General features: G+C 63.2%; 18 protein-coding genes and 2 pseudogenes. 13 read left to right on the top strand and 7 right to left on the bottom strand.

From position 1 onward, the window contains the following. Positions 1–67: 67 nt before the first annotated feature. Positions 68–733 carry an ion channel gene (locus tag D3878_RS16050; RefSeq protein WP_119787944.1) on the top strand — a complete coding sequence of 222 codons (666 nt, stop codon included), beginning with the start codon at positions 68–70 and terminating at the stop codon, positions 731–733. On the opposite strand, the gene D3878_RS16055 is transcribed toward D3878_RS16050, so the two are convergent. Further along, on the bottom strand, positions 734–1,141 hold the full coding sequence (locus tag D3878_RS16055) for a PaaI family thioesterase (RefSeq protein ID WP_119786404.1): 408 nt from the start codon (positions 1,139–1,141) through the stop codon (positions 734–736). It abuts the gene before it with no gap. 167 nt (positions 1,142–1,308) lie between these two features. On the opposite strand from D3878_RS16055, the pseudogene D3878_RS16060 reads away from it, so the two are divergent. Then, positions 1,309–1,452, top strand: a pseudogene (locus D3878_RS16060) (electron transfer flavoprotein subunit beta/FixA family protein); the annotation flags it as partial. Between the two features lie 10 nt (positions 1,453–1,462). On the opposite strand, the gene D3878_RS16065 reads toward D3878_RS16060, so the two are convergent. Further along, on the bottom strand, positions 1,463–2,377 hold the full coding sequence (locus tag D3878_RS16065; protein WP_119787945.1) for a LysR family transcriptional regulator: 915 nt from the start codon (positions 2,375–2,377) through the stop codon (positions 1,463–1,465). A 151-nt stretch (positions 2,378–2,528) separates the two neighbouring features. Here D3878_RS16065 and D3878_RS16070 point away from each other — a divergent pair, with 151 nt between their 5' ends. From D3878_RS16070 to D3878_RS16100, 7 genes are read left to right on the top strand one after another with little or no spacing between them, the layout of a single operon-like run. After that, a complete protein-coding gene (locus D3878_RS16070) occupies positions 2,529–3,383 on the top strand; it encodes an HTD2 family dehydratase (RefSeq protein WP_119786405.1) in 855 nt (284 codons plus the stop codon). Between the two features lie 47 nt (positions 3,384–3,430). Beyond that, positions 3,431–4,591, top strand: a complete 1,161-nt coding sequence (locus D3878_RS16075) for an acyl-CoA dehydrogenase family protein (protein ID WP_119786406.1) — start codon at positions 3,431–3,433, stop codon at positions 4,589–4,591. Between the two features lie 11 nt (positions 4,592–4,602). After that, a complete protein-coding gene (locus D3878_RS16080; RefSeq protein WP_233556359.1) occupies positions 4,603–5,988 on the top strand; it encodes an MmgE/PrpD family protein in 1,386 nt (461 codons plus the stop codon). 20 nt (positions 5,989–6,008) lie between these two features. Further along, entirely contained in the window at positions 6,009–6,407 is a 399-nt protein-coding gene (locus tag D3878_RS16085; RefSeq protein WP_119786408.1) for a Zn-ribbon domain-containing OB-fold protein, read from the top strand. After that, complete coding sequence (locus D3878_RS16090) at positions 6,404–7,576, top strand: thiolase (protein ID WP_119786409.1); 1,173 nt, start codon at positions 6,404–6,406, stop codon at positions 7,574–7,576. The genes D3878_RS16085 and D3878_RS16090 overlap by 4 nt, the downstream gene beginning before the upstream one ends. 44 nt (positions 7,577–7,620) lie before the next feature. Next, positions 7,621–8,526, top strand: coding sequence for an SDR family NAD(P)-dependent oxidoreductase (locus D3878_RS16095; protein ID WP_119786410.1), 906 nt, complete (start codon positions 7,621–7,623; stop codon positions 8,524–8,526). A 19-nt stretch (positions 8,527–8,545) separates the two neighbouring features. Continuing rightward, positions 8,546–9,415 (top strand): MaoC/PaaZ C-terminal domain-containing protein, encoded by an 870-nt coding sequence (locus tag D3878_RS16100; protein WP_119786411.1) that lies wholly within the window; start codon positions 8,546–8,548, stop codon positions 9,413–9,415. Positions 9,416–9,536: 121 nt separating this feature from the next. Here the strand turns inward: D3878_RS16100 and D3878_RS16105 are convergent, their stop codons facing one another. The 4 genes from D3878_RS16105 to D3878_RS16120 form a co-directional block, all read right to left on the bottom strand. Next, positions 9,537–10,670 (bottom strand): zinc-dependent alcohol dehydrogenase family protein, encoded by a 1,134-nt coding sequence (locus D3878_RS16105; RefSeq protein WP_119786412.1) that lies wholly within the window; start codon positions 10,668–10,670, stop codon positions 9,537–9,539. Between the two features lie 34 nt (positions 10,671–10,704). Then, on the bottom strand, positions 10,705–12,138 hold the full coding sequence (locus D3878_RS16110) for an aldehyde dehydrogenase family protein (RefSeq protein WP_119786413.1): 1,434 nt from the start codon (positions 12,136–12,138) through the stop codon (positions 10,705–10,707). Between the two features lie 41 nt (positions 12,139–12,179). Beyond that, the gene (locus D3878_RS16115) at positions 12,180–15,500 is read right to left on the bottom strand and encodes a carboxyl transferase domain-containing protein (RefSeq protein WP_119786414.1); all 3,321 of its coding nucleotides are present in this window, start codon (positions 15,498–15,500) and stop codon (positions 12,180–12,182) included. Positions 15,501–15,611: 111 nt separating this feature from the next. Further along, a complete protein-coding gene (locus D3878_RS16120) occupies positions 15,612–16,826 on the bottom strand; it encodes an ABC transporter substrate-binding protein (protein WP_119786415.1) in 1,215 nt (404 codons plus the stop codon). 354 nt (positions 16,827–17,180) lie between these two features. On the opposite strand from D3878_RS16120, the gene D3878_RS16125 reads away from it, so the two are divergent. From D3878_RS16125 to D3878_RS16140, 4 genes are all read left to right on the top strand, one after another. After that, on the top strand, positions 17,181–18,368 hold the full coding sequence (locus tag D3878_RS16125) for a CaiB/BaiF CoA transferase family protein (protein ID WP_119786416.1): 1,188 nt from the start codon (positions 17,181–17,183) through the stop codon (positions 18,366–18,368). Then, the gene (locus D3878_RS16130; protein WP_119786417.1) at positions 18,368–19,189 is read left to right on the top strand and encodes an HpcH/HpaI aldolase/citrate lyase family protein; all 822 of its coding nucleotides are present in this window, start codon (positions 18,368–18,370) and stop codon (positions 19,187–19,189) included. The genes D3878_RS16125 and D3878_RS16130 overlap by 1 nt, the downstream gene beginning before the upstream one ends. A 65-nt stretch (positions 19,190–19,254) precedes the next feature. Next, complete coding sequence (locus tag D3878_RS16135) at positions 19,255–20,862, top strand: AMP-binding protein (protein ID WP_119786418.1); 1,608 nt, start codon at positions 19,255–19,257, stop codon at positions 20,860–20,862. An 18-nt stretch (positions 20,863–20,880) separates the two neighbouring features. Continuing rightward, on the top strand, positions 20,881–22,605 hold the full coding sequence (locus D3878_RS16140) for an AMP-binding protein (RefSeq protein ID WP_119786419.1): 1,725 nt from the start codon (positions 20,881–20,883) through the stop codon (positions 22,603–22,605). Here the strand turns inward: D3878_RS16140 and D3878_RS16145 are convergent. After that, positions 22,588–22,707 (bottom strand): annotated as a pseudogene (locus D3878_RS16145) (NYN domain-containing protein); the annotation flags it as partial. The gene D3878_RS16140 and the pseudogene D3878_RS16145 sit on opposite strands and share 18 nt — an antisense overlap. Between the last annotated feature and the right edge of the window lie 2 nt (positions 22,708–22,709).

Here is a 22,709-nt window from a genome sequence, read left to right on the forward strand (position 1 = left end):
GCGCCGCACGGTCATGGCATGCTTCGGATCGGCGCGCCCCGCCAGAATGCAGGATAATCTTTTCATTATGAATTATTTACACCTAATGGGACGCACCCATCACCACCCCTCGGCAATCCTGCTGGTAGTGCAGCTGCTGGGCATGCTGCTGTACCCGTTTTTCGAACATACCGATCTCGGGCGCATCGCCTTCAATGTGTTCGGCGTCGCCGTGCTGGTCATCACTACCGGCATGGTCAGGCGCACACCGGGGCTGGCGTGGATCAGCGCCTGCATCGCGGCCCCGGCCGTGGTGCTGCTGGTGCTGCAACTGGCATTTGGCATGCAGCACCTCGTGCCCTGGTCCTCCGCGCTGGAAGCGGTGTTCTACTTCTATGCGGCCGGTAGCCTGATCGGCTACATGATGGAAGACCACCTCGTCACCACTGACGAGCTGTTCGCCGCCGGCGCCACCTTCACCCTGCTGGCCTGGGGATTTACCCACCTGTTCATCCTGGTCCAGGCACTCGAGCCGGGTTCCTATGCGGCGGCGGTCAACTCCTCCGATCCGCGTACCTGGACCGAACTGATGTACCTGAGCTTCGCGCTGCTCTCCAGCACCGGCATCGGCGACGTGATCCCGCTGACGACGCAGGCGCGTTCGTTGGCCAGCATCGAAATGTTTGTCGGGTTGATGTACCTTGCGCTGGTGGTGTCGCGGCTGGTGGGGATGACGTTGCAGGCGCGCAGGTAATCAGGTTGCGCCGGCGCCGGGCCGGATGTAGCGGAAAGTGCCGATTGCGGTAGCCGCCAGCAGTACATCATCCAGCCACACTTCCGCGCGGGCGAAATAGACCTTGCGCCCTCTCCGTTCCAGAAATCCCTTGGCGGTCAGCATGGCACCGCCGCCGCTGTCGAGGAAATTGGTAGTCAGCGAAAGCGTGACGCCTTGCAGCGGATCTGCTCCGGCCGGAGTGTACAGGCCGGCGTAGCCGCAGGCAGCATCGAGCAACGTGCAGATCACGCCGCCGTGCACCTTGCCGGTGCGGTTGAGCAGGGAGGGGTCGATCGGCAGTTGAATTTCAACTTCGCCTTCGCGCCACGCGTGCAGGATTGCCCCCAACTTTTCGAGAAAAGGATTTTCTAGTTGCCGTGTCTGCATATTGCGGAGGAGTTTCTGGTGAATGTTGCCGCATTATGCCGGCAGGCCGTCAGAACAGGCAATCCGCTTAAGCAGTGCCTAAGGCCGGGTTTAGAACATGCAAATTGTCCCGGTTACAAAGTTCAGGGAGACTTGCGCCCATACTTTTCAAATTCATGGAAAATATCTTGAAAGTCCTGGTTCCAGTCAAGCGCGTGGTCGACTACAACGTCAAGGTACGGGTCAAGTCCGATGGTTCGGGCGTCGATACTGCCAACGTCAAGATGTCGATGAATCCTTTCGATGAAATCGCCGTCGAGGAAGCCATGCGCCCGCTCCGACTTATGCGTATTCTTCCGCCTCGGCCCGATTGGCGTCCTCGACCAGCAGGTCGATCAGTTCGTTGGCGAAGAACGGCAGGGATTCCAGTTCTCGCACGCAAATCAGCAGGTTGCGGATCGCCCAGTCGTTGGTCAGGCGCAGCAGCTTGATGGGCTGGTTTTTCGCATGCCGCCGCGCCGACGACTCGGGCAGCATGCCGATGCCGACATTGGCTTCGATCATGCGGCATTCCGCCTCGAAGCTGCTGACCTGGATGCGCATTTTCAGCTGGCGGTTGATCTCGCTGGCGGCACGGTGCAGGAAGGAATGGATCGCGCTGCCTTCGTGCAGCCCGACGTAGTTGTATTCGATGGTGTCCTCGAAGGCGATCTCGTCTTTTTCGGCCAGTGGATGCGCGCTCGATACCGCCAGCACCAGCCGGTCATTGCGGTAGGGGACTACATGCAGGCCCTCAGTGTTGACCGTGCCGGCAACGATGCCGATGTCGGTCACACCTGTACTGACCGCGCGCACGATGTCGTTGCTGAGTCTTTCGCTGAGGTCGATGTTGACGTCCGGGTGCGACACCAGGAAAGTGCGCAATACGTCCGGCAGGAACTCGGTGATCGCCGTGGTGTTGGCGATGATGCGCACATGGCCCTTGATGCCCTTGGCGTACTCCTGCAGGTCGGCGCGCAGCACTTCGACCTGGTTCAGTACCTGGCGCGCGTGGTGCAGGAACGCCTGGCCGGAAGGGCGCAGCGTGATGCCCTGGCTGACCCGGTTCAAGAGCGGCGTGCCGATCGACTGCTCGAGGTTCTTGATGCGCATGCTGGCTGCCGGCAGCGACATGTGTGCCCGGTTGGCCGCTTTGGTAAGGCTTTTTTCTTCCGCGATGTAGACGAACAATCGCAAATCCACAAAATCAAATTGCATCGCCATGGTGTGCCTGGAGCGCGGGCTGTAACGGACAGGCGCCCGCTTAAGCCAAAGCTAATTCCCTCTTTCGGAAATACGAATTGTCATGAAATCCCAATTCGGACATTCTACGACAAATAGCATTCATCGCAGGAGTAATACAGAAATCATGACGCTGGATATCGCACATCTGCAGGAATGGACCGGCCGCAGCGAAAGCCGCAATGACCAGGTCACGCCAGTGCCGGTGGCGGCGCTGGCCGCCACGCTCGATCTGGCAGGAGACTCGCCTCGATCCGGCGACACCTTGTCGCCGTTGTGGCATTGGCTATACTTTTTGCCAATCAGCCCGCGCGCCGAAGCGGGGCCGGACGGCCACCCGCGCCGCGGCGGCTTCCTGCCGCCGGTGCCGCTGCCGCGCCGCATGTGGGCCGGCGGTCGCCTGACGTTTCACCAGCCGCTCAAGGTGGGCGATGCGATCTCCCGGACGTCGCGCATTGTCAGCGTCGACGGCAAGCAGGGCCGCAGCGGTTCCCTCGTGTTCGTCATGGTGCGTCACGAAATCAGCAATGCCGCGGGGCTGGCGATTACCGAGGAGCACGACATCGTCTACCGCGACATGCCGGCGCCCGACGCGCCGCCGCCGCAAGCGGTCGCCGCGCCGCAGGACGCGCAGTGGCGCCGTGCCATTCATCCCGACCCGGTGCTGCTGTTTCGCTATTCGGCGCTGACTTTCAATTCGCACCTGATCCACTACAGCCGCGATTACGCCACCGAAGTCGAGGGTTATCCCGGCCTGGTGGTTCACGGTCCGCTGATCGCCACGCTCTTGCTGGACCTGCTGCGGCGCGAACTGCCTGACGCCGTGGTGAGCGGCTTCAACTTCCGCGCGGCCAGTCCGCTGTTCGATACGGCCGACTTCCAGGTATGCGGCAAGCCCTCCGCTGACGGCAAGACAGTCGAGCTGTGGGCGCAGAACGCCGCCGGCGGACTGGCCATGAGCGCCATCGCCATGCTGGCCTGACGCCTCCCCTTAATCAAACCAGACCAATTCGAAACACAGGAATACAAATGATCCACAAGCCAGATGAATACCAGGAATTGCGCGAAGCGGTGCGCGACCTGTGCGCCAACTATCCGGGTGAATACTTCCGCAAGGTCGATGAGCAACGCGCCTATCCGGAATCCTTCGTTGACGCCCTCACCAAGGCCGGCTGGCTGGCGGCGCTGATCCCACAGGAATACGGCGGCTCGGGCCTGGGTCTGACCGAGGCTTCGGTGATCATGGAAGAGATCAACCGCTCCGGCGGCAATTCCGGCGCTTGCCACGGCCAGATGTACAACATGGGCACCCTGCTGCGGCACGGCTCGGAAGCGCAGAAGCGCGAGTACCTGCCGAAAATCGCCAGCGGCGAATTGCGCCTGCAGTCGATGGCGGTGACCGAGCCGACTACCGGCACCGATACCACCAAGATCAAGACCACCGCAGTGAAGAAGGGCGACCGCTATGTGGTCAACGGCCAGAAGGTATGGATCTCGCGCATCCAGCACTCCGACCTGATGATTCTGCTGGCGCGCACCACGCCGCTGGCTGAAGTAACGAAAAAATCGGAAGGCATGTCGATCTTCGTGGTCGACCTGCGCGAAGCCATCGGCAAGGGCATGACCGTGCAGCCGATCCCGAACATGGTCAACCACGAGACCAACGAACTGTTCTTCGACAACCTGGAAATCCCGGCGGAAAACCTGATCGGCGAGGAAGGCAAGGGCTTCAAGTACATCCTCGACGGCTTGAACGCCGAGCGCGCCCTGATCGCCGCCGAATGCATCGGCGACGGCTACTGGTTCATCGACAAGGTCTCGCAATACGTCAAGGAACGCGTGGTGTTCGGTCGGCCGATTGGCCAGAACCAGGGCGTGCAATTCCCGATCGCCAGGGCATATGTCAACCTGGAAGCCGCCAACCTGATGCGCTTCAAGGCGACCTCGCTGTTCGATTCCAGGCAGGCCTGCGGCGCCGAGGCAAACATGGCCAAGATGCTGGCTGCCGACGCCTCCTGGGAAGCGGCCAATGCCTGCCTGCAGTTCCACGGCGGCTTTGGCTTTGCCTGCGAATATGACGTCGAGCGCAAGTTCCGCGAGACGCGCCTGTATCAGGTGGCACCGATTTCGACCAACCTGATCTTGTCGCATGTGGCCGAGCATGTGCTGGGCCTGCCGCGCTCGTTCTGAACATTTCCATCATGACTACCCTGACTATGGCAGAGCAAATTTCTCCCAGCGCCGAACTGGCGCTTTTTGCGGCCGGGCTGCGTTACGAGCAGATCCCGGCCGACGTTTTGCGCCGCACGGAAGACCTGATGCTCGACTGGTTCGGTTCCGCCCTGGCTGGCAAGGGCGCGCGCCCGGTCGAGAGCATCGAGCGCTTTGCCCGGCAGATGGGCGGCGACGGCCCCGCGGAAGTGCTGATTTCGCGCCGCCGCACTACGCCGTTGTTCGCGGCGATGGTCAATGCCGCCGCTTCGCATTTCATCGAGCAGGACGATGTCCACAACGGTTCGGTGTTCCACCCCGCGGCGGTGGTGTTCCCGCCGGTGCTGGCGGTGGCGCAGGCGCTCGGCAGCTCCGGGCGCGACGTGCTGGTGGCGGCGGTGGCCGGCTACGAGGTCGGCATCCGCGTCGGCGAATTCCTTGGGCGTTCACATTACCGCGTCTTCCACACCACCGGTACCGCCGGCTCCATCGCCGCGGCGGTGGCCGTCGGCAGCCTGCTGAAACTCAACGCCGAACAGATGCAGGACGCCATCGGCTCTGCCGGCACCCAGGCCGCCGGCCTGTGGGAATTCCTGCGCGACGCCGCCGACTCCAAGCAGCTGCACACCGCGCACGCCGCCGGCAGCGGCCTGACCGCCGCCTATCTGGCGAAAGATGGCTTCAAGGGTGCGCGCCAGATCCTTGAAGGCGCCAAGGGCATGGCCGCTGGCATGTCGAGCGATGCCGATGTAACCAGGCTGACCGATGGCTTGCTGACCCGCTGGGCAGTCGCGGAAGTCTCGTTCAAGTACCACGCTTCCTGTCGCCACACGCATCCGGCGGCGGATGCACTGCTGCAGGTGATGCGGCAACACGACCTGGCGCCGGCGCAGATCGCTTCGGTGGTGACGCACGTGCATCAGGGCGCCATCGACGTGTTGGGACCAGTCGTCGATCCGGTTACCGTGCACCAGGCGAAATTCTCGATGGGCACGGTATTGGGACTGGTGGCGGTGCATGGCAGCGCCTCGGTGGCGGATTTCGAGGCCTCCTTCAAGTCGTCGGAGGTGGTGGCTTTCCGCAACAAGGTCAGCATGCAGCTCGATGCCGAAGTCGATGGCGCCTACCCGGCGCGCTGGATCGGCAAGGTGGAGGTGAAGACGCTGGATGGCCGCCTCCTGCACGGCCGTGTCGACGAGCCCAAGGGCGACCCGGGCAACTCCCTGAACCGCGAGGAAATCGAACAGAAAGTGCTGCGGCTGGCGCAATTCAGCCAGGGCGCATCGACGCAAGAAATGCGTAGCGCCTGCGACGCTGTCTGGCAGATCGAGCGCAACGACAAGATCGGTTATCTGCTGCCCCAAGCGGCGGTTTGAATTAAAGAGGAAGACAAAACATGACGAATGCGACGATATTCGAAGGTGACGGGCCGGAAAAGGTTTATCACGAACTCCTGAAGCAGGGCAAATTCCGCATCCAGCGTTGCGGCGCCTGTGGCGGGCATATCTTTTTCCCGCGCGTGATCTGCACTCTTTGCGGTTCGGCCGACCTGGCCTGGATTGCGCCGAGCGGCCGTGGCACCGTCTATTCCACGACCGTGCTGCGTCGCAAACCCGAATCGGGCGGCAACCTGAACCTCGTCCTGGTCGACCTGGAAGAAGGGCCGCGCATGATGAGCCGCGTTGAAGGCATTTCTGCCGAGGAAGTGAAAATCGGCATGGCGGTCGAGGCATCGATCATCGAAGACAAGGGTGCGCCGCTGGTGGTGTTCCACCCGGCCGGGGAGGCAAAATAATGAACAACAATCTGAGAGGTTCGGTCGCCATCGTCGGAGTCGGCCAGGCAGGCATCGGCGAGGCGCACGGCCGCACCGACATGGAAATCATGGTCGAGGCGGCGCAGAAGGCAGTGTCCGACGCAGGGCTGTCGATGCGCGACATCGATGGCATCGCCACCGCCAGCGTCGGCGCCAGCATGTGGGCGCTGCCGACGGTGGAATACCTCGGCATCCGCCCGAAGTTCATCGACAGCACCATGCTGGGCGGCTGCAGCTTCGTGTCGCACATGCTGCCGGCAATGATGGCGCTGAATGCCGGCCTGTGCGACAACGTGCTGGTTTGCTACGGCGCCAACGCGCGCACGTCGCCGACCATGACCTTCGCCCAGCAGGAATCGCGGCGCGCGCAGTTCGACCCGCATCCGTACGAGACGCCCTATCAGTCGAATATCGTGACATCCTATGCGCTGGCGGCGGCACGCCACATGCACCAGTACGGCACCACCCGGCGCGACTTGGCGGAAGTGGCGGTGGCGGCGCGAAAATGGGCGCAGTTGAATCCCGAAGCCTTCATGCGCGACCCGCTGACCATCGAGGAAGTCCTGGCTGCGCGCTTGATCGCCGACCCCTTGTCGCTGCGCGACTGCTGCATGGTGTCGGACGGCGCCGGCGCCTATGTGCTGACCCGCGCCGACCGCGCCAAACATCTGAAGCAGAAGCCGGTATACGTGCTCGGCAACGCCAGCGCGGTCTGGCACCGCCAGATCTCGTCGATGCCGGACCTGACCGTGACTGCGGCCCAGGAATCCGGCGAGCGCGCCTTCGCCATGGCCGGCATGCAGCCGTCCGACATCGACGTGGTCGAACTGTACGACGCCTTCACCATCAACACCATCCTGTTCCTGGAAGACCTGGGCTTTTGCAAGAAGGGCGAAGGCGGCGCTTTCGTCGCCAATGGCGGCATTGCCCCGGGCGGCCGCCTGCCGGTCAATACCAATGGCGGCGGCTTGTCCTGCGTGCATCCCGGCATGTACGGCATGTTCATCACCATCGAAGCGGTGCGCCAGTTGCGCGGCGAAGGCGGCGCACGGCAGGTGGCCGGCGCCGAGACGGCCGTGGTGCATGGCAATGGCGGTCTGCTGTCGGCACAGGCGACGGCGATCCTGGGCACCGAAGCGGCCCTGTAAATAGTGATAAAGATACTGGAGGAGCAAACATGACGAATCAAACTATGGTTGAAGGCAAGGTTGTCGTAGTCACTGGCGCCGGCGGCGGCATCGGCCGCGATATCGCGCTGCTGATGGCGAAATATGGCGCCAGGGTGGTGGTCAACGATATCGGCGCCTCGCTCACGGGCGAAGGCCTGGACGCCGGTCCGGCGCAAAAGGTGGTCGAAGAAATCAAGGCGGCCGGCGGCGAAGCAGTGGCCAATACCGACAGCGTGTCGGAAGCTTCCAGCGCCGAGCGCATCATCGGCACCGCACTGGATGCCTTCGGCCGCATCGATTGCGTGGTCAACAACGCCGGCATCCTGCGCGACCGCTTTTTCCACAAGATGAGCGCGGAAGAATGGGATGCGGTGCTGAAGGTGCACCTGTACGGCGCTTTCTACATGAGCAAGGCCGCCGCGCGGCATTTCAAGGAACAGTCCTCCGGCAGCCTGATCCACATGACCTCGACTTCCGGCCTGATCGGCAATATCGGCCAGGCCAATTACTCGGCCGCCAAGCTGGGGGTGACCGCCTTGTCGAAATCGATTGCACTCGACATGGAGCGCGACAAGGTGCGTTCCAACTGCATCGCCCCCTTCGCCTGGAGCCGCATGGTCAGCTCGATCCCGACCGACACGCCGGAAGGCAAGGCGGAAGTGGAACTGATCAAGCAGATGACGCCGGCCAAGATCGCGCCACTGGCGGTGTATCTGGCAAGCGATGCCGCCAGCCACGTCAACGCCCAAGTTTTTTCGGTGCGCAACAATGAAATCTTCCTGATGAGCCAGCCGCGCCCGATCCGCTCGGTGCACCGTTCCGAAGGCTGGACGCCGGAGACCGTCGCTGCCCATGCCATGCCGGCGCTGCAAGCCTCGTTCTTCGACCTCGAGCGTTCCGGCGACGTCTTCAGCTGGGATCCGGTGTAAGCGGCCAGGCGCAATGTCCATGGAATTCGATTACCACAGGATCAAAAACTGGCCCTTCCCCGAGCTCGAACAGACCTACACCGCGCGCGACACCATGCTGTACGCGCTCGGGCTGGGTATCGGCGCCGACTCGCTGGATGCCGGCCAGCTGCGCTATGTCTATGAAAAGGACTTGCAGGCGGTGCCGACCATGGCCGCGGTGCTGGGCTACCCCGGCTTCTGGATGCAGAACCCGGACACCGGCGTGGACTGGGTCAAGGTGGTGCACGGCGAGCAGCATGTGCGCATCCACCGCACCCTGCCGGCAGCCGCCACCGTGGTCGGCCGCACGCGCGTCCTGAGCGTTACCGACAAGGGCGCCGGCAAGGGCGCCATCGTGGTGTTCGAGACGCAGGTGTCGGAGAAGCAGTCCGGCTCCCTGCTGGCGACCGTCAGCCAGGTGGTGTTTTGCCGCGGCAATGGCGGCTACAGCGCCAACGGCCAGCCCAGCGACGAACTCACGGCGGCGCCGCCGGTGATTCCGCTGACGCCGCCCGACAGCATCTGCGACCTTGGCACCCGGCCGGAGATGGCGCTGATCTATCGCCTATCGGCCGATTACAATCCGCTGCATGCCGATCCGGCAGTCGCAAAGGCGGCCGGTTTTCCGCGGCCAATCCTGCATGGCCTGGCCACTTTCGGCGTGGCGGCGCACGCGCTCCTGAAGTCCTGCTGCGGCTACGAGGCAGCACGGCTGCAGGCGATCAGCACGCGCTTTTCGGCGCCGGTATTCCCCGGTGAAACGATCCGCAGCGAGATATGGCAGCGCGGCAAGCAGGTGTTTTTCCGCTCTCGCGTGCTCGAACGCGATCTGGTGGTGCTCAACAATGGGGTTGCCGAGCTGGCTTGAGCTGCAGGCAGCTGAAACCCGGGTAGCGGCTCGTGCCGGCAAGGGTGCGCCAAAGAAAACGCAGTAAACGAAAAACGGGGCGGGCGCTTGTGGCGCCAGCCCCGTTTTCTTTCGGTCCCGTTTATTGCGGAAAAACGATCACGTCGCGCAGGCTTTCGCCGGCATGCAGGCGGTCGAAACCCAGATTGACTTCCTCGAGCGTCAGACGCTGTCCCATCAGCTTGTCGATCGGCAGCTTGCCTGCCTGGTACAGGCCGATGTAGCGCGGGATATCGCGCATCGGCACGCAGGAGCCGATGTAGCTGCCCTTGACGGTGCGCTCTTCGGCAACCAGGCTTAGTTGCTGCAAATTCCATTTGGCATCCGGGTGCGGCAGGCCGGCGGTGACCGTGGTGCCGCCACGCCGGGTCACGCGGTAGGCGGCTTCCATGGCGTGGGTCGAGCCGGCCATCTCGAAGGAAAAATCGACGCCGCCGCGGGTCAGGGACTTGATCTTGTCCACCAGATCCGGGTCGCGCGCATTGAAGACGGCGGTGGCGCCGAGCGATTTGGCCACTTCCAGCTTGCTGTCGTGCAGGTCGACGGCGATCACTTCGCGCGCACCGGAAGCCAGCGCCCCCAGCATGGCGCACAAGCCGACGCCGCCCAGGCCGAACACGGCGGCGGTGGTGCCGGCCTGCACGCGCGCGGTATTGATGGCGGCGCCGACGCCGGTCAGCACGGCGCAGCCGAACAGGGCGGCTTCCACCGGGTCGATGTCGGCTTCGATCTTGACGCAGGAGTTGCGCGATACCACTGCGTGCTCGGCGAAGGCCGATACGCCGACGTGATGGTGCACGTGATGGCCGTGCGCGTCATGGATGCGCTGGCCGCCCGACAGCAGGGTACCCTTGCCGTTGGCTTCGGCGCCCGGCTCGCACAAGGCCGGGCGGCCTTCCATGCAAGGCAGGCAGTGGCCGCAGCTGGGCACGAACACCAGCACCACCAGGTCGCCCGGTTTCAGGTCGGTCACCCCGGATCCGACTTCCAGCACGCGGCCGGAGGCTTCATGGCCGAGCGCCATCGGCACCGGGCGCGGCCGGTTGCCGTTGATGACCGACAGGTCTGAGTGGCACAGGCCGGCGGCCTGCATCTTGATCAGCACCTCGCCGGGGCCGGGAGCGTCCAGCGACACCTCGGTGATTTTCAGCGGTTTGCTTTCGGCATACGGTGCTGGCGCATCCAGCTGGTACAGCACGGCGGCACGGGTTTTCATGGTTTGTCTCCTTGCTTACTTGCTTATAGTCGTCTCAGCTATAGTTTTGCACAATCGTCTTGGTCGTGCTCATCTCTTCCAGCGCCAGGAAGCCTTTCTCGCGACCGTGGCCGCTGCGCTTGACGCCGCCGAAGGGCAGCTCGACGCCGCCGCCGGCGCCGTAGCAATTGATGTAGACCTGGCCGGCGTGGATCTGTTTGGCCAGGCGTTGCTGACGGCTGCCGTTTTCGGTCCAGATGCCGGCGACCAGGCCGAAATCGGTGCCGTTGGCCAGGCGCACTGCATCTGCCTCATCCTTGAACGGGATGACCGCCAGCACCGGGCCGAACACTTCATCCTGGGCCAGCGCGTGGTCGCGCGGCACCGGGCCGAACAATGCCGGCGCGACGAAGTAGCCATCTTTCGAGGCTTCCGGCGCCAGCTGGCCCTGCGCGATCAGCGGCACGCCCGACGCCTTGGTGTCGTTGATGAATTGCTGCACGCGGTTGAACTGCTTCTTGTTGACGATGGGGCCGCAATCGAGATCCAGTTCCGGGGTGCCGACGCGGGTGGCGGCAAAACGCTCAGCCACCATGCCGACGAATTTTTCATAGATGCTTTCCTGCACCAGCAGGCGGCTGCCGGCCGAGCAGGTCTGCCCGGCGTTTTGCACGATGGCCTTGACGACCACCGGCACCGCTTTGGCCAGGTCGGCATCCTCGAAGACGATCTGCGGCGACTTGCCGCCCAGCTCCAGCACGCAGGGCACGCTGTTGGCGGCGGTGGCTTCCTGCACCATCTTGCCGACTTGCGGCGAACCGGTGAAGGTGGCGAAGTCGATGCCGCGATGCGCAGTCAGGGCGGCGCCGGCTTCATGGCCGTAGCCGGTGACGATGTTGATGGCGCCCGGCGGAAAGCCCGCTTCGAGCGCCAGCTTGGCGATTTCCAGTCCGCTCAGGCAAGCGTCTTCGGACGGTTTCAGCACGGTGGCATTGCCCATCGCCAGTGCCGGCGCCAGGGTGCGGCCGAACATCTGCGCCGGATAGTTCCAGGGGATGATGTGCGCGGTCACGCCATGCGGCACGCGCTCGACGCGCACGTTGAAGCCCTCCATGAAGGGCACGGTCATGCCGTGCACCTTGTCGGCGGCAGCGCCATAGAATTCGAAGTAACGCGCCACCACGCCGATGTCCACGCGTGCCACGGTGATCGGCTTGCCGGTATCGCGCGCCTCGATCTGGGCGATCTTTTCGGTATTGTCGATGATCAGTTGCGCCAGCTTTTGCATCAGGCGGCCGCGTTCGGTGGCGGTCAGCTTGCCCCAAGGGCCGTCCAGCGCGCGCCGTGCGGCGGCGATGGCGCGGTCGATGTCGGCCGCCGTGCCGCGTGAAATTTCAGTGAACGGCTTGCCGTCGCAGGGATTGAGAACCTCGATGGTCTCGCCATTGGATGCGGCGCTCCATTCGTTGTCGATCAGGATGGTATTCATTGATGTCTCCGTAAAATTAGCGTGCTCTGGCAATGCAAGACTTACCAGGTATCCACAAAATTGCGTTTCTTGCCGGCGCGCGGCATCACTGGCGGCAGCGAGCGCAGGCCGCGCACGATCCACTTGCGCGATTCGGCCGGATCGATCACGTCATCGATTTCCAGGTAGGCCGCCATGCTGGTCGCCTTGCCTTTTTCATACGCGGCGCTGACCAGTTTCTCCAGCAGGCCCTGGCGTTCGGCGGGATCGGCTACCGCTTCGAGCTCCTTGCGGTAGCCCAGCTTGGCCGCACCCTCGATGCCCATGGCGCCGAATTCACCGCTCGGCCACGAGACAGTGAAAAACGGCGCATGGTAGCTGCCGCCGGTCATCGAAATCGATCCCAGTCCGTAACCTTTGCGCAGCACGATGCTGAAGAAAGGTACGGTAATGCTGGCGGCAGCAACGAACATGCGCGAGACGTGGCGCACCATCGCGGTCTTTTCCGAATCCGGGCCGACCATGAAGCCGGGCGTGTCGCACAGCGACAGCATCGGAATGTCGAAAGCGTCGCACAGCTGCATGAAACGGGCGGACTTGTCGGCGGCATCGGCGTCGATGGCGCCGCCCAGGTGCGCCGGGTTGTTCGCCAGCAGGCCGACCGGCCGGCCTTCGATACGAATGAAGGCGGTGATGATGCCGACGCCAAATTCGCCGCGCAGCTCCAGCACCGAATCGGCGTCGGCGAGCGCCTCGATCACCTTGCGCATGTCGTACACGCGCAGGCGGTTTTCCGGCACCATCTGGCGCAGCAGGCGCTGGTCAGCGCAAGACCAGTCGGCAACCGGGCCCTGGAAGTAGGACAGGTATTTCTTCGACGCGGCGACCGCTTCGGCCTCATCCGCCACCACGATGTCGAACACGCCGTTGGGCGCCTGCACGCTGACCGGACCGATTTCCTCCGGCGTATAGCTGCCCAGGCCGCCGCCCTCGACCATCGCCGGGCCGCCCATGCCGACGGTGGCGTTGGCGGTGGCGATAATGACGTCGGAGCAGCCGACCAGCGCGGCATTGCCGGCGAAGCTGCGGCCGGAGACGATGCACACGCGCGGCACCAGGCCGCTCAGCCTGGCGTAGTGCATGAAGGTGGTGGTGTTGAGCATCGCCACCGTGTGGTTTTCGATGTCGCCCGGACGGCCGCCGCCGCCTTCGGCGAAGATCACGATCGGCAGCTGCCATTGCTCGGCAAGTTGCAGCATGCGGTCGATCTTCTTGTGGTTATTGGTGCCCTGGGTGCCGGCGAACACGGTGTAGTCGTAGGCAATCACCATGCAGCGCGCCTTGCCGTCCTCGAACCGGACGGCATTGACCGAACCGACGCCGGCGATCAGGCCGTCAGCCGGGCTGATGCGCTGCAATTCCTCGACGCTGTAGCGGTCGCGCTGGGCGCCGTGGGTCAAGGCGCCGTATTCGATGAAGCTGTCGGCATCGCACAGGTCGGCGACGTTCTCGCGGGCGGTGCGCTGGCCGGTCTTGCGGCGACGCGCCACCGCATCGGGACGGGCGGCGTCCAGACCGTCGGCATGACGCTGCAGTACTTCCGCCAGGTCCGGACGGATGTAGTCCGGGTCGATGCTGGCTGCGGCGACTTCGTTGCCGCCTTCCAGCGCGGTTTCCTCGATATGCAGCATCGGATGGTCCTGGAACAGGGTGTCGCCCTTCTTGACGTCGATGCGGCGCACGATGCCGCTCACCTCTGCCGTGACGATGTGCTCCATTTTCATGGCCTCGATCACGGCCACCTGCTGGCCGGCGTAGACGGTATCGCCCTCGGCCACATTTACAACGACGATCACGCCCTGCATCGGAGTTTTCACCGGCGTGGTGTTGACGGGCGCGGCGGGCGCCCCGTCCGTCCTGGCGCCACCCTTGGCGCCGCCTGCCTGCTCGCCGCTGTCGTAATACAGTTTCTGGTGGGCGTCGGCGGGCGCGGCGACCAGTTCGGCGATGTGGTTTTCGACGAAGCGGGTATTGACGCGGTTGGCGATCACGTCCGGATGGCGCAGCAGATTCTGCAGGAAGGCGATGTTGGTCGACACGCCCTGGATGCGGAACTCGCACAGCGCCCGGTAGGTGCGCGCCGCCAGATCGGCGAAACTGCCGTGTGGCGCGTGCGTGATCAGCTTGGCCAGCAGCGAATCGAAATTCGGGTTGGTGGTGTAGTCGGTATAGCCGAAGGTATCGACCCGGATACCGGGGCCGGTTGGCGGTTCGAAGGCGCGCAGGGTGCCGCCGGCGGGCCGGGCGTTGCCATCGGCTTCCATGGTTTCCATGTTGATGCGCAGCTGGATCGCGTGACCCTTCGGCGCCGGAATCGCCGCCTGATTCAGGCCGAGATCGGCCAGGGTGCTGCCGCCGGCGATTCTCAATTGCGTCTTGACCAGGTCGATGCCGGTGATTTCCTCGGTGACGGTATGTTCCACCTGCAGACGCGGATTGGCTTCCATGAACACGAACTGCGCATCGTCGCTGTCTTTGGAAGCGTCCAGCAGGAATTCGAAGGTGCCCAGGCTGCCATACTTGATGGCTTCGGCCAGCCGCACGGCGGCTGCGGTGATGCGTTCGCGCAGCGCCGGACGCAGGGTCGGACTGGGCGCGATCTCGATGACTTTCTGGTTGCGCCGCTGGATCGTGCACTCGCGCTCCCACAGATGCACCACGCGGCCGGAACCGTCACCGACCACCTGGACTTCGATGTGGCGCGCGCTCTGCACCAGTTGTTCGACATATACGGCGTCGTTGCCGAAGGCGGCCTTTGCTTCCGACTGGCAGCGCGCATACGCTTCGTCGACTTGCCCGGGCGCGTACACGGCGCGCATGCCGCGCCCGCCGCCCCCGGAAACCGCCTTGATCATCATGGCGCCGCCATCGCCGAGCGAGGCGAGAAATTCGTGCGCCTGCGCCAGACTGGTAATGCCTTCGGTGCCCGGCACCACCGGCACCTTGGTGCGTATGGCCAGGTTGCGCGCCTCGACCTTGTCGCCGAACAGTTGCAGCACTTCCGGGCGCGGACCGACGAAGACGATACCTTCTTCGGCGCAGCGGGTGGCGAAATGGGCATTCTCGCTCAAGAAGCCGTAGCCTGGGTGGATGGCGTCGCAGCCGGCTTCGCGCGCGATTGCGATGATCTGTTCGATGTCCAGATAGGCGGCCGCGCCCGAACCTTTCAGGCCGCGCGCCTCGTCGGTCTTGCGACGATGCAGCGACAACGCATCGTCTTCTGAAAACAGGGAGACCGTTTCGATCCCGAGTTCAAATGCGGCGCGGGCAATGCGGATGGCGATTTCGCCACGATTTGCAATCAGCAGTTTTTGGATGTTCATTGCTTCTTCAATGCTGGCGGATAAGGATATTGATGGTGAGTCTTGCAACTATCTGCTGCGGAAATGCATCCGGGGCATGCACCTTCAGTGGCGCACGCCCCTTCTCACGGCTTACTTCTTGACCAGCGGGCAGGCGCTTTCGGACAGCGGACGGAATGCCTGGTCACCCGGGATGGTCTGGATCACCTTGTAATAATCCCAGGGGGCTTTCGACTCGCTCGGCTTCTTGACCTGGATCAGGTACATGTCATGCACCATGCGACCGTCTTCGCGGATCTTGCCATCTTTCGCAAAGAAATCATTGATCGGCGTCTGTTTCATTTTCGCCATTACCGCAGCGGTGTCATCGCTGCCGGCGGCCTGGACCGACTTCAGATAGTGCATGACCGCGGAATAGGTGCCGGCTTGCGCCATGGTAGGCATCTTGCCGGTGACCTTGAAGTAACGCTGTGACCAGGTGCGCGATTCCGGCGTGCGATCCCAGTAGAAGGCGGTCGTGGCGAACATGCCTTGCGCGGTTTCCAGACCGAGCGCATGCACGTCCGAAATGAACAGCATCATGGCCGCGACCTTCTGCTTGTCCGTGACCTTGAACATGCGCGCGGTCTTGATCGAGTTGATGGTGTCGTTGACGCCGTTGGCCAGGGCAATGACGTCCGCCTTGGAACCTTGCGCGGTCATCATGTACGAAGAAAAATCGGACGAGTTCAGCGGATGCTTGACGCTGCCGACCACCTTGCCGCCGTACTGGTTGACCGCTGCGGTGACGTCGCCGGCAAGCGACTGACCGAAGGCATAGTCGACCTGCAACATGAACCAGGATTTGCCGCCGTGCTCGACCACCGCCTTGCCGGTGCTCTTGGCCAGGGCATAGGTGTCATAGGTGTAGTGCACGACGTTGGCGGCGCAGTTCTCGCCGGTGATGGTGCTGGAGCCGGCTTCGGTATTGATGACGATCTTGTTCTTTTCCTTGGCGACATTGGTCACCGCATTGTGCACTGCGGTGTTGCCCAGGCCGATCACCATGTCTGCCTGGTCCTGGTCGAACCACTGGCGCGCCTTGGTGGAGCCGATGTCGGCCTTGTTCTGATGGTCGACCCACAGCAGTTCCACCGGCTTGCCGAGCACCTTGCTGCCGAAATCCTGGATTGCCATCTGGGCCGCGGCAATCGAGCCCTTGCCGCCGATATCGGCGTAGGCGCTGGAAACGTCGCTGATGACGCCGATCTTGACGACGTTGTCGGAAATGTTCTGGGCATGGACCAGCGGACCTGCCAGACCGATGGCGCCTGCAAGCGTGGCGAAACGGGCGAATTTCAATTTCATGGTGCTGTCTCCTGATGGTGTGATGAAAAACTCTTTACGGTTTTTGTGGATGGATAACTTCAGGGGTGTCTGATACGGCCTTGCCGTGGCTGCATCAAGCGATTTTGTAATGTACAGAAAACCGCATGCAATCGCACTTTGTAATTGCCGAAGTGATGATTCCGTTTCGCTTAAGCGCATCTCGCTATCGATCGCGCCGCTGTCCGACTTCAACGGATATAAAGCCCCCCTTTTAAAAATCCCAATTGTGGGCGTGCATGGCTTGGTACAGACTTGCCATGAAGCTTGGCGCTGCGCCTGTTTATTGGTGACGTCCGGCTGACCGAACAATTTATCCACTAAGGGATTGCATCAATGACTTCACCCCGACCACTGGAAGGTGTCACCGTAATCAGCCTGGAGCATGCGATTGCCGCGCCTTTTTGCACTCGCCAGCTGGCCGACCTCGGTGCACGTGTGATCAAGATCGAGCGCCCGGGCACAGGCGACTTCGCCCGCGGCTATGACGAACGGGTCGACGGCTTGGCTTCGCATTTCGTCTGGACCAATCGTTCCAAGGAAAGCCTGACGCTGAACCTGAAGGAAGCCGAAGGCAAGGCCATACTCGACAAGCTGTTGTCGCAGGCCGACGTGGTGGTGCAAAACCTGGCGCCCGGCGCCGCCGCAGGTCTGGGCGTGTCCGCCGCCGCCCTGCACCCGAAGTACCCTGGCCTGATCATTTGCGACATCTCCGGCTATGGCGAAGACGGCCCCTACCGCGACAAGAAAGCCTACGACCTGATGATTCAGAGCGAGGCCGGCTTCCTGTCGGTGACCGGCACCAAGAACGATCCGTCGAAGGCCGGCAACTCGATCGCCGACATTGCCGCAGGCATGTACGCTTATACCAACATCCTGGTGGCGCTGCTCAAGCGCGGCCGCGACGGCAAGGGCAGCCGCATCGAGGTATCGATGCTGGAGGCATTGACCGAATGGATGGGCTATCCGCTCTACTACTCTTATCACAACGCACCGCCACCGACGCGCTCGGGCGCCGCTCATGCCACCATCTATCCCTACGGCCCCTTCGAAGCCGGCGACGGCAACACCGTCATGCTCGGCTTGCAAAACGAGCGCGAATGGAAATGCTTCTGCGAACAGGTCCTGGATAATCCTGCATTGGTCGAGGACATCCGCTTCTCGTCCAATTCGCGGCGCCACGCCAACCGCATCGAACTTCGCCGGATGATTCTTGAAAGATTTGCCCAGTTCAGCGCCGAGCAAGTGGTGCAGATGCTGGAACAGGCGCAGATCGCCAGCGCCCGCGTCAATTCCATGCACGACCTGTGGGTGCATCCGCAGCTGGCGGCGCGCCAGCGCTGGGTCGAGGTCGATTCGCCAGTCGGCCCGTTGCCGGCGCTCCTGCCGCCGGGGAAAAACGATTCCTTCGAATATCGCATGGACGCGATTCCGGCGCTCGGCGAGCATACCGACAGCATTCTCGCCGAGCTCGGTTACGGCAAGCGCGATATCGTGGCATTGCACAAGCAGGGAGTGGTCTGATGGCGCTGCCGCGCTCGTACCTGTTCGTGCCGGCAGACCGGCCCGAGCGCTTTGCCAAAGCACTCGCCAGTGGCGCCGACGCCGTGATCCTCGACCTTGAGGATGCGGTCGCCCCGGCCGCCAAGGAAGGCGCGCGCGCCGCGCTGGCGGGCTGGCTGGCAGGATTGGAGGAAGCGGCGCCCCATCTCTGGATCCGCATCAATCCATCGGCGACAGCGTGGCACGATGCCGATCTGGCGCTGACGGCGCGTAGCGCAATCGGCGGCGTGGTATTACCCAAGACGGAACAGGCCAGTGCGCTGCGCGACGTCGCCGCCCGCCTTGCGCCAGGCCAGCGGCTATTGCCGCTGATCGAAAGCGCCGCAGGGCTTGCCGGCATGCGCGAGCTGGCACGTGTGGAGCGGGTCGAACGCCTGCTGTTCGGCTCGATTGACTTGCAGCTCGATCTCGGCATGCAATGCGACGAGCAGGAATCCGAACTGGCGCACTGGCGTGCCGAGCTGGTGCTGGCTTCGCGCCTGGCCGGCATTGCGCCGCCGGTCGACGGCGTGACCGTGGCGCTGGATGACGAAGCCGCACTGGAGGGGGCGGTAGCGCGCGCGCGACGCATGGGTTTTGGCGCCAAGCTCTGCATCCACCCACGTCAGGTGGCCGGTGTGAACCGCGGCTTTCTGCCGGGAGAAAAGGAACTGGGCTGGGCCAGCCGGGTGCTGGCGGCGGTCGCCGCCAGCGGTGGCGCGGCGGTTGCGGTTGACGGCAAGATGGTGGATGCGCCGGTAATCGCGCTGGCGCAACGCTTGCTGCAGGAAGCACAACGCTAGCTTGCAGGCAGGCCTAGGCGCGGGAACGAACCAGGAAAACAGAACATAACAGGAGACCAGACAATATGAACACAAAGATTATCTACCGCCAGGAAGAGAAGCCAATGCACGAATATCTGCGCCAGCATGCGCGCGTGCAGCCGGACAAGGCGGCCTTCATCTGGTACGGCACCAGCATCAGCTACGCCGAACTGGATCGCCTCAGCGATACCTTCGCCGCGCGCCTGGCGCAGCTGGGCGTGCGCAAGGGGGACCGGGTGGCGCTGTTTCTGCAAAACTGCCCGCAATACATTATTGCCCACGTCGGCATCCAGAAACTGGGCGCCATCGTCGGCCCGTGCAGCCCGCTGTTCAAGGGCCATGAACTGGAATACCAGCTCGCCGACCTGGGCGCCGAAGTCATCGTGGCCGCCGACGACCTGTACCCGGTGATCGAGACGGTGCGCGAAAAAACCAAACTGCGCCACATCTTCCTGACCAACTACGGTGACCTGGTGCCGGAACAGCCGACCATCAACGTGCCCGACGAGCTGCGCGCGCCCAAGCTGCGCCTGCCCGGCGCGGAGGATTTCATGGAAATCCTTGCGCAGACATTGCCGGCGCCGCAAGTCGAACTCGACATGGATGACGTGGCGCTGATGACCTACACCTCGGGCACCACCGGCTTGCCCAAGGGCGCCATGCTGACCTACCGCAACGCCCTGTTCAAGAGCTATGCGGCGGCCGACCAGAACTATGTTTACCAGGATGACATGCTGCTCGGCGTGGCGCCGATCTACCATATCGCCGGCATGCTGCTGGCGATTAACGTGACGCTCTATACGGGCGCCACCACCGTGCTGCTATACCGATTCGATCCGGTGCAGGTACTACAGGCGATCGACCGCTACAAGATCACCTGGTGGTACAGTGGCGCCACCATGAACGTGGCAGTGATGCAGCTTGATGATGCAAAAAAATACGATTGCTCCAGCCTGCGCATCAACCCGGCCACCAGCTTCGGCATCACCCTGACCAAACCGCTGGCCGACCAGTGGCTGGCATTCACCGGCGGCTGCAAGCTCTATGAAGCCACCTACGGCATGTCCGAGACCCACACCTGGGACACATCGATGCCAGTCGACGCGGTGCGCTGGGGCGCGCACGGCAAGATGGTGCCGGGCGTCGAATGCCGCGTGCTCGACCCAGACACCGGCGCAGAAAGGCCGCTGGGCGAATCCGGCGAAATGGTGGTGCGCAGTCCGGGCAACTTCAAGGGCTACTGGAACAAGCCGGAAGCCACCGTCAGCACCCTGCGCGAGGGGTGGGTGCATACCGGCGACATGGTGAAGATGGATGCCGACGGCTACCTGACCTTCCTCGGCCGCTTCAAGGAAATGATCAAGGTATCCGGCTACAGCGTGTTTCCGGAAGAGGTCGAGACCATCCTGATCAAGCACCCGGCGATCCGCCAGGCGGCGGTAATCGGCATCGACGATCCGCAAAAGGGCCAGGTAGTCAAGGCGGTGGTGGTGCTGCAGCCGGAACTGGCGCAGGCGCCGACGGGTGAAGAACTGGCGGCATGGAGCCGCGAACAGATGTCCGTCTACAAGGTGCCCAAGGTTTTCGAATTCCGCGACACGCTGCCTGCCACGGGCACCGGCAAGCTGCTGCGTCGTCTGCTGAAGAACTAATTTAAACTGCAAGAGATCATGGACAAGCAAACCCTTCTGCAAGAACTGCGGCGCGACGGCGAACTGGTGACCAAGCGCCTCGAACACTGGGCAAGACAAACGCCCGAGCGCACCTGCTTTTATTACGGCGAAGACAACATTGCCCTGAGCTTTGCCGAATTCAACCGCTTAAGCGACCAGATCGCCGGCAATCTGGCAGCCGCCGGCATCACCAAGGGCATGCACGTGTCGGTGTTCATGCGCAACCAGCTGATCACGGCACTGGCGATGTTCGGCATCTGGAAGGCCGGCGCGGTATTTTGCCCGGTCAATTTCGGCCTGACCGGACGCCTGCTGGCTTACCAGATTGGCGACACCCGGCCGGCGCTGCTGATCGCCGAGCGTGCTCTGGTGCCGATGCTCGACGAGATCGCCGACCAGATGGACAGCGTGCGCGACCTGGTGGTCTACGATGCGCCGACCGGCGCCCACGACCATGTCGAAGGCGGCGCGCGCTTTGCCGGCGCCTTGCCCGAGCGGCCGTGGGAGGAACTGCTGCGTCCCGCGCAAAAGCCGGCCATCCAGCTGGAATACGACGACCGCGCCAACATCATCTATACCTCCGGCACCACCGGCCCTGCCAAGGGCGTGGTGCAAAGCCACCGCTGGATGAACCAGTACACCTTCCTGTTCCGCCAGCTGCTGGACCAGGACGACGTGGTGTACAACGATCTGCCACTGTACCATGTCGGCGGCGCCGTCTACAACGTGGTGCGCGCGGTCTGGGCCGGCTGCGCTTCGGCCTGCTGGGACCGCTTCAGCCCCAACCAGTTCTGGCAGCGCATCGCCACCAGCAATGCCACCAGCGCGGTGCTGGTCGATACCATGATTTCCTGGCTGGCCAAGGCCGATCCGCTGCCGACGGACCGCAACAATACGCTCAACAAGGTGCACATGCAGCCGCTGCCGGACAGGCATGTGGAAATTTCGCAGCGCTTCGGCTTCGATTACGTCACTGCCGGCTTCGGTCAGACCGAATCTGGCATGTCCTGTTTTACCATCATCGAGGAAACCGACGACAGCAATGGCACGCCGCCGGCCTTCTTGCGCGGTCTCGGACGCACCGAAATCCGCGCGCGCGCAGCGCGCTATGGCGTGCCGGTGCTGCCGGTGGAGCGCGCCGGCACGGTCGGCAAGGGCCACATGGGCTTGCCATCGGTCTTCGTCGAGGCGGCCATCCTGGACGAGCGCGACCGTGAATGCGCCGCCGGCGAGCCCGGGCAGCTGGCGTTCCGCTCCCGGCTGCCATCGCTGCTGCTGCACGAGTATCTCGGCAAGCCCGAAGCCACCGCCAAGGCATTTCGCAATCTATGGTTCCACACCGGCGATTCGGCGCGGCGCAACAGCGACGGCACCTACAACTTCGTCGATCGCATGGGCGACCGCATTCGCGTGCGCGGCGAAAACATCTCGTCTTTCCATATCGAAGACATGATCAACCAGTGTCCCGGCGTCGGCATGACGGCCGCTTTCGCGGTACCGGCAGAGGATGGCGACGAGGACGACGTGGTGGTATTCGTGGCCGTGCGCGACGGACAGACGCTTTCCGAGCAGCTGGTGCTGGAATGGTCTGAACAGAACATGCCGAAGTTCATGCGGCCAAGATATGTGCGGGTGGTGGAAGACCTGCCGCGTACGCTGACGCAGAAGGTCGAGAAGTTCAAGCTGAAGAAGAGGATTCTGGAGGAGTTGGGACGGGGTTAAGTCCAGGCCGAGCGCATCGACCACCATGCGGATACCCGCCGAGTACTTGCCGGACTGGCGCAGGTGCGGAATTTCGATCAGCTCGAACGCCGCTTCGTGCATCC

This window comes from Noviherbaspirillum sedimenti (assembly GCF_003590835.1).
Lineage (GTDB): Bacteria > Pseudomonadota > Gammaproteobacteria > Burkholderiales > Burkholderiaceae_D > Paucimonas > Paucimonas sedimenti.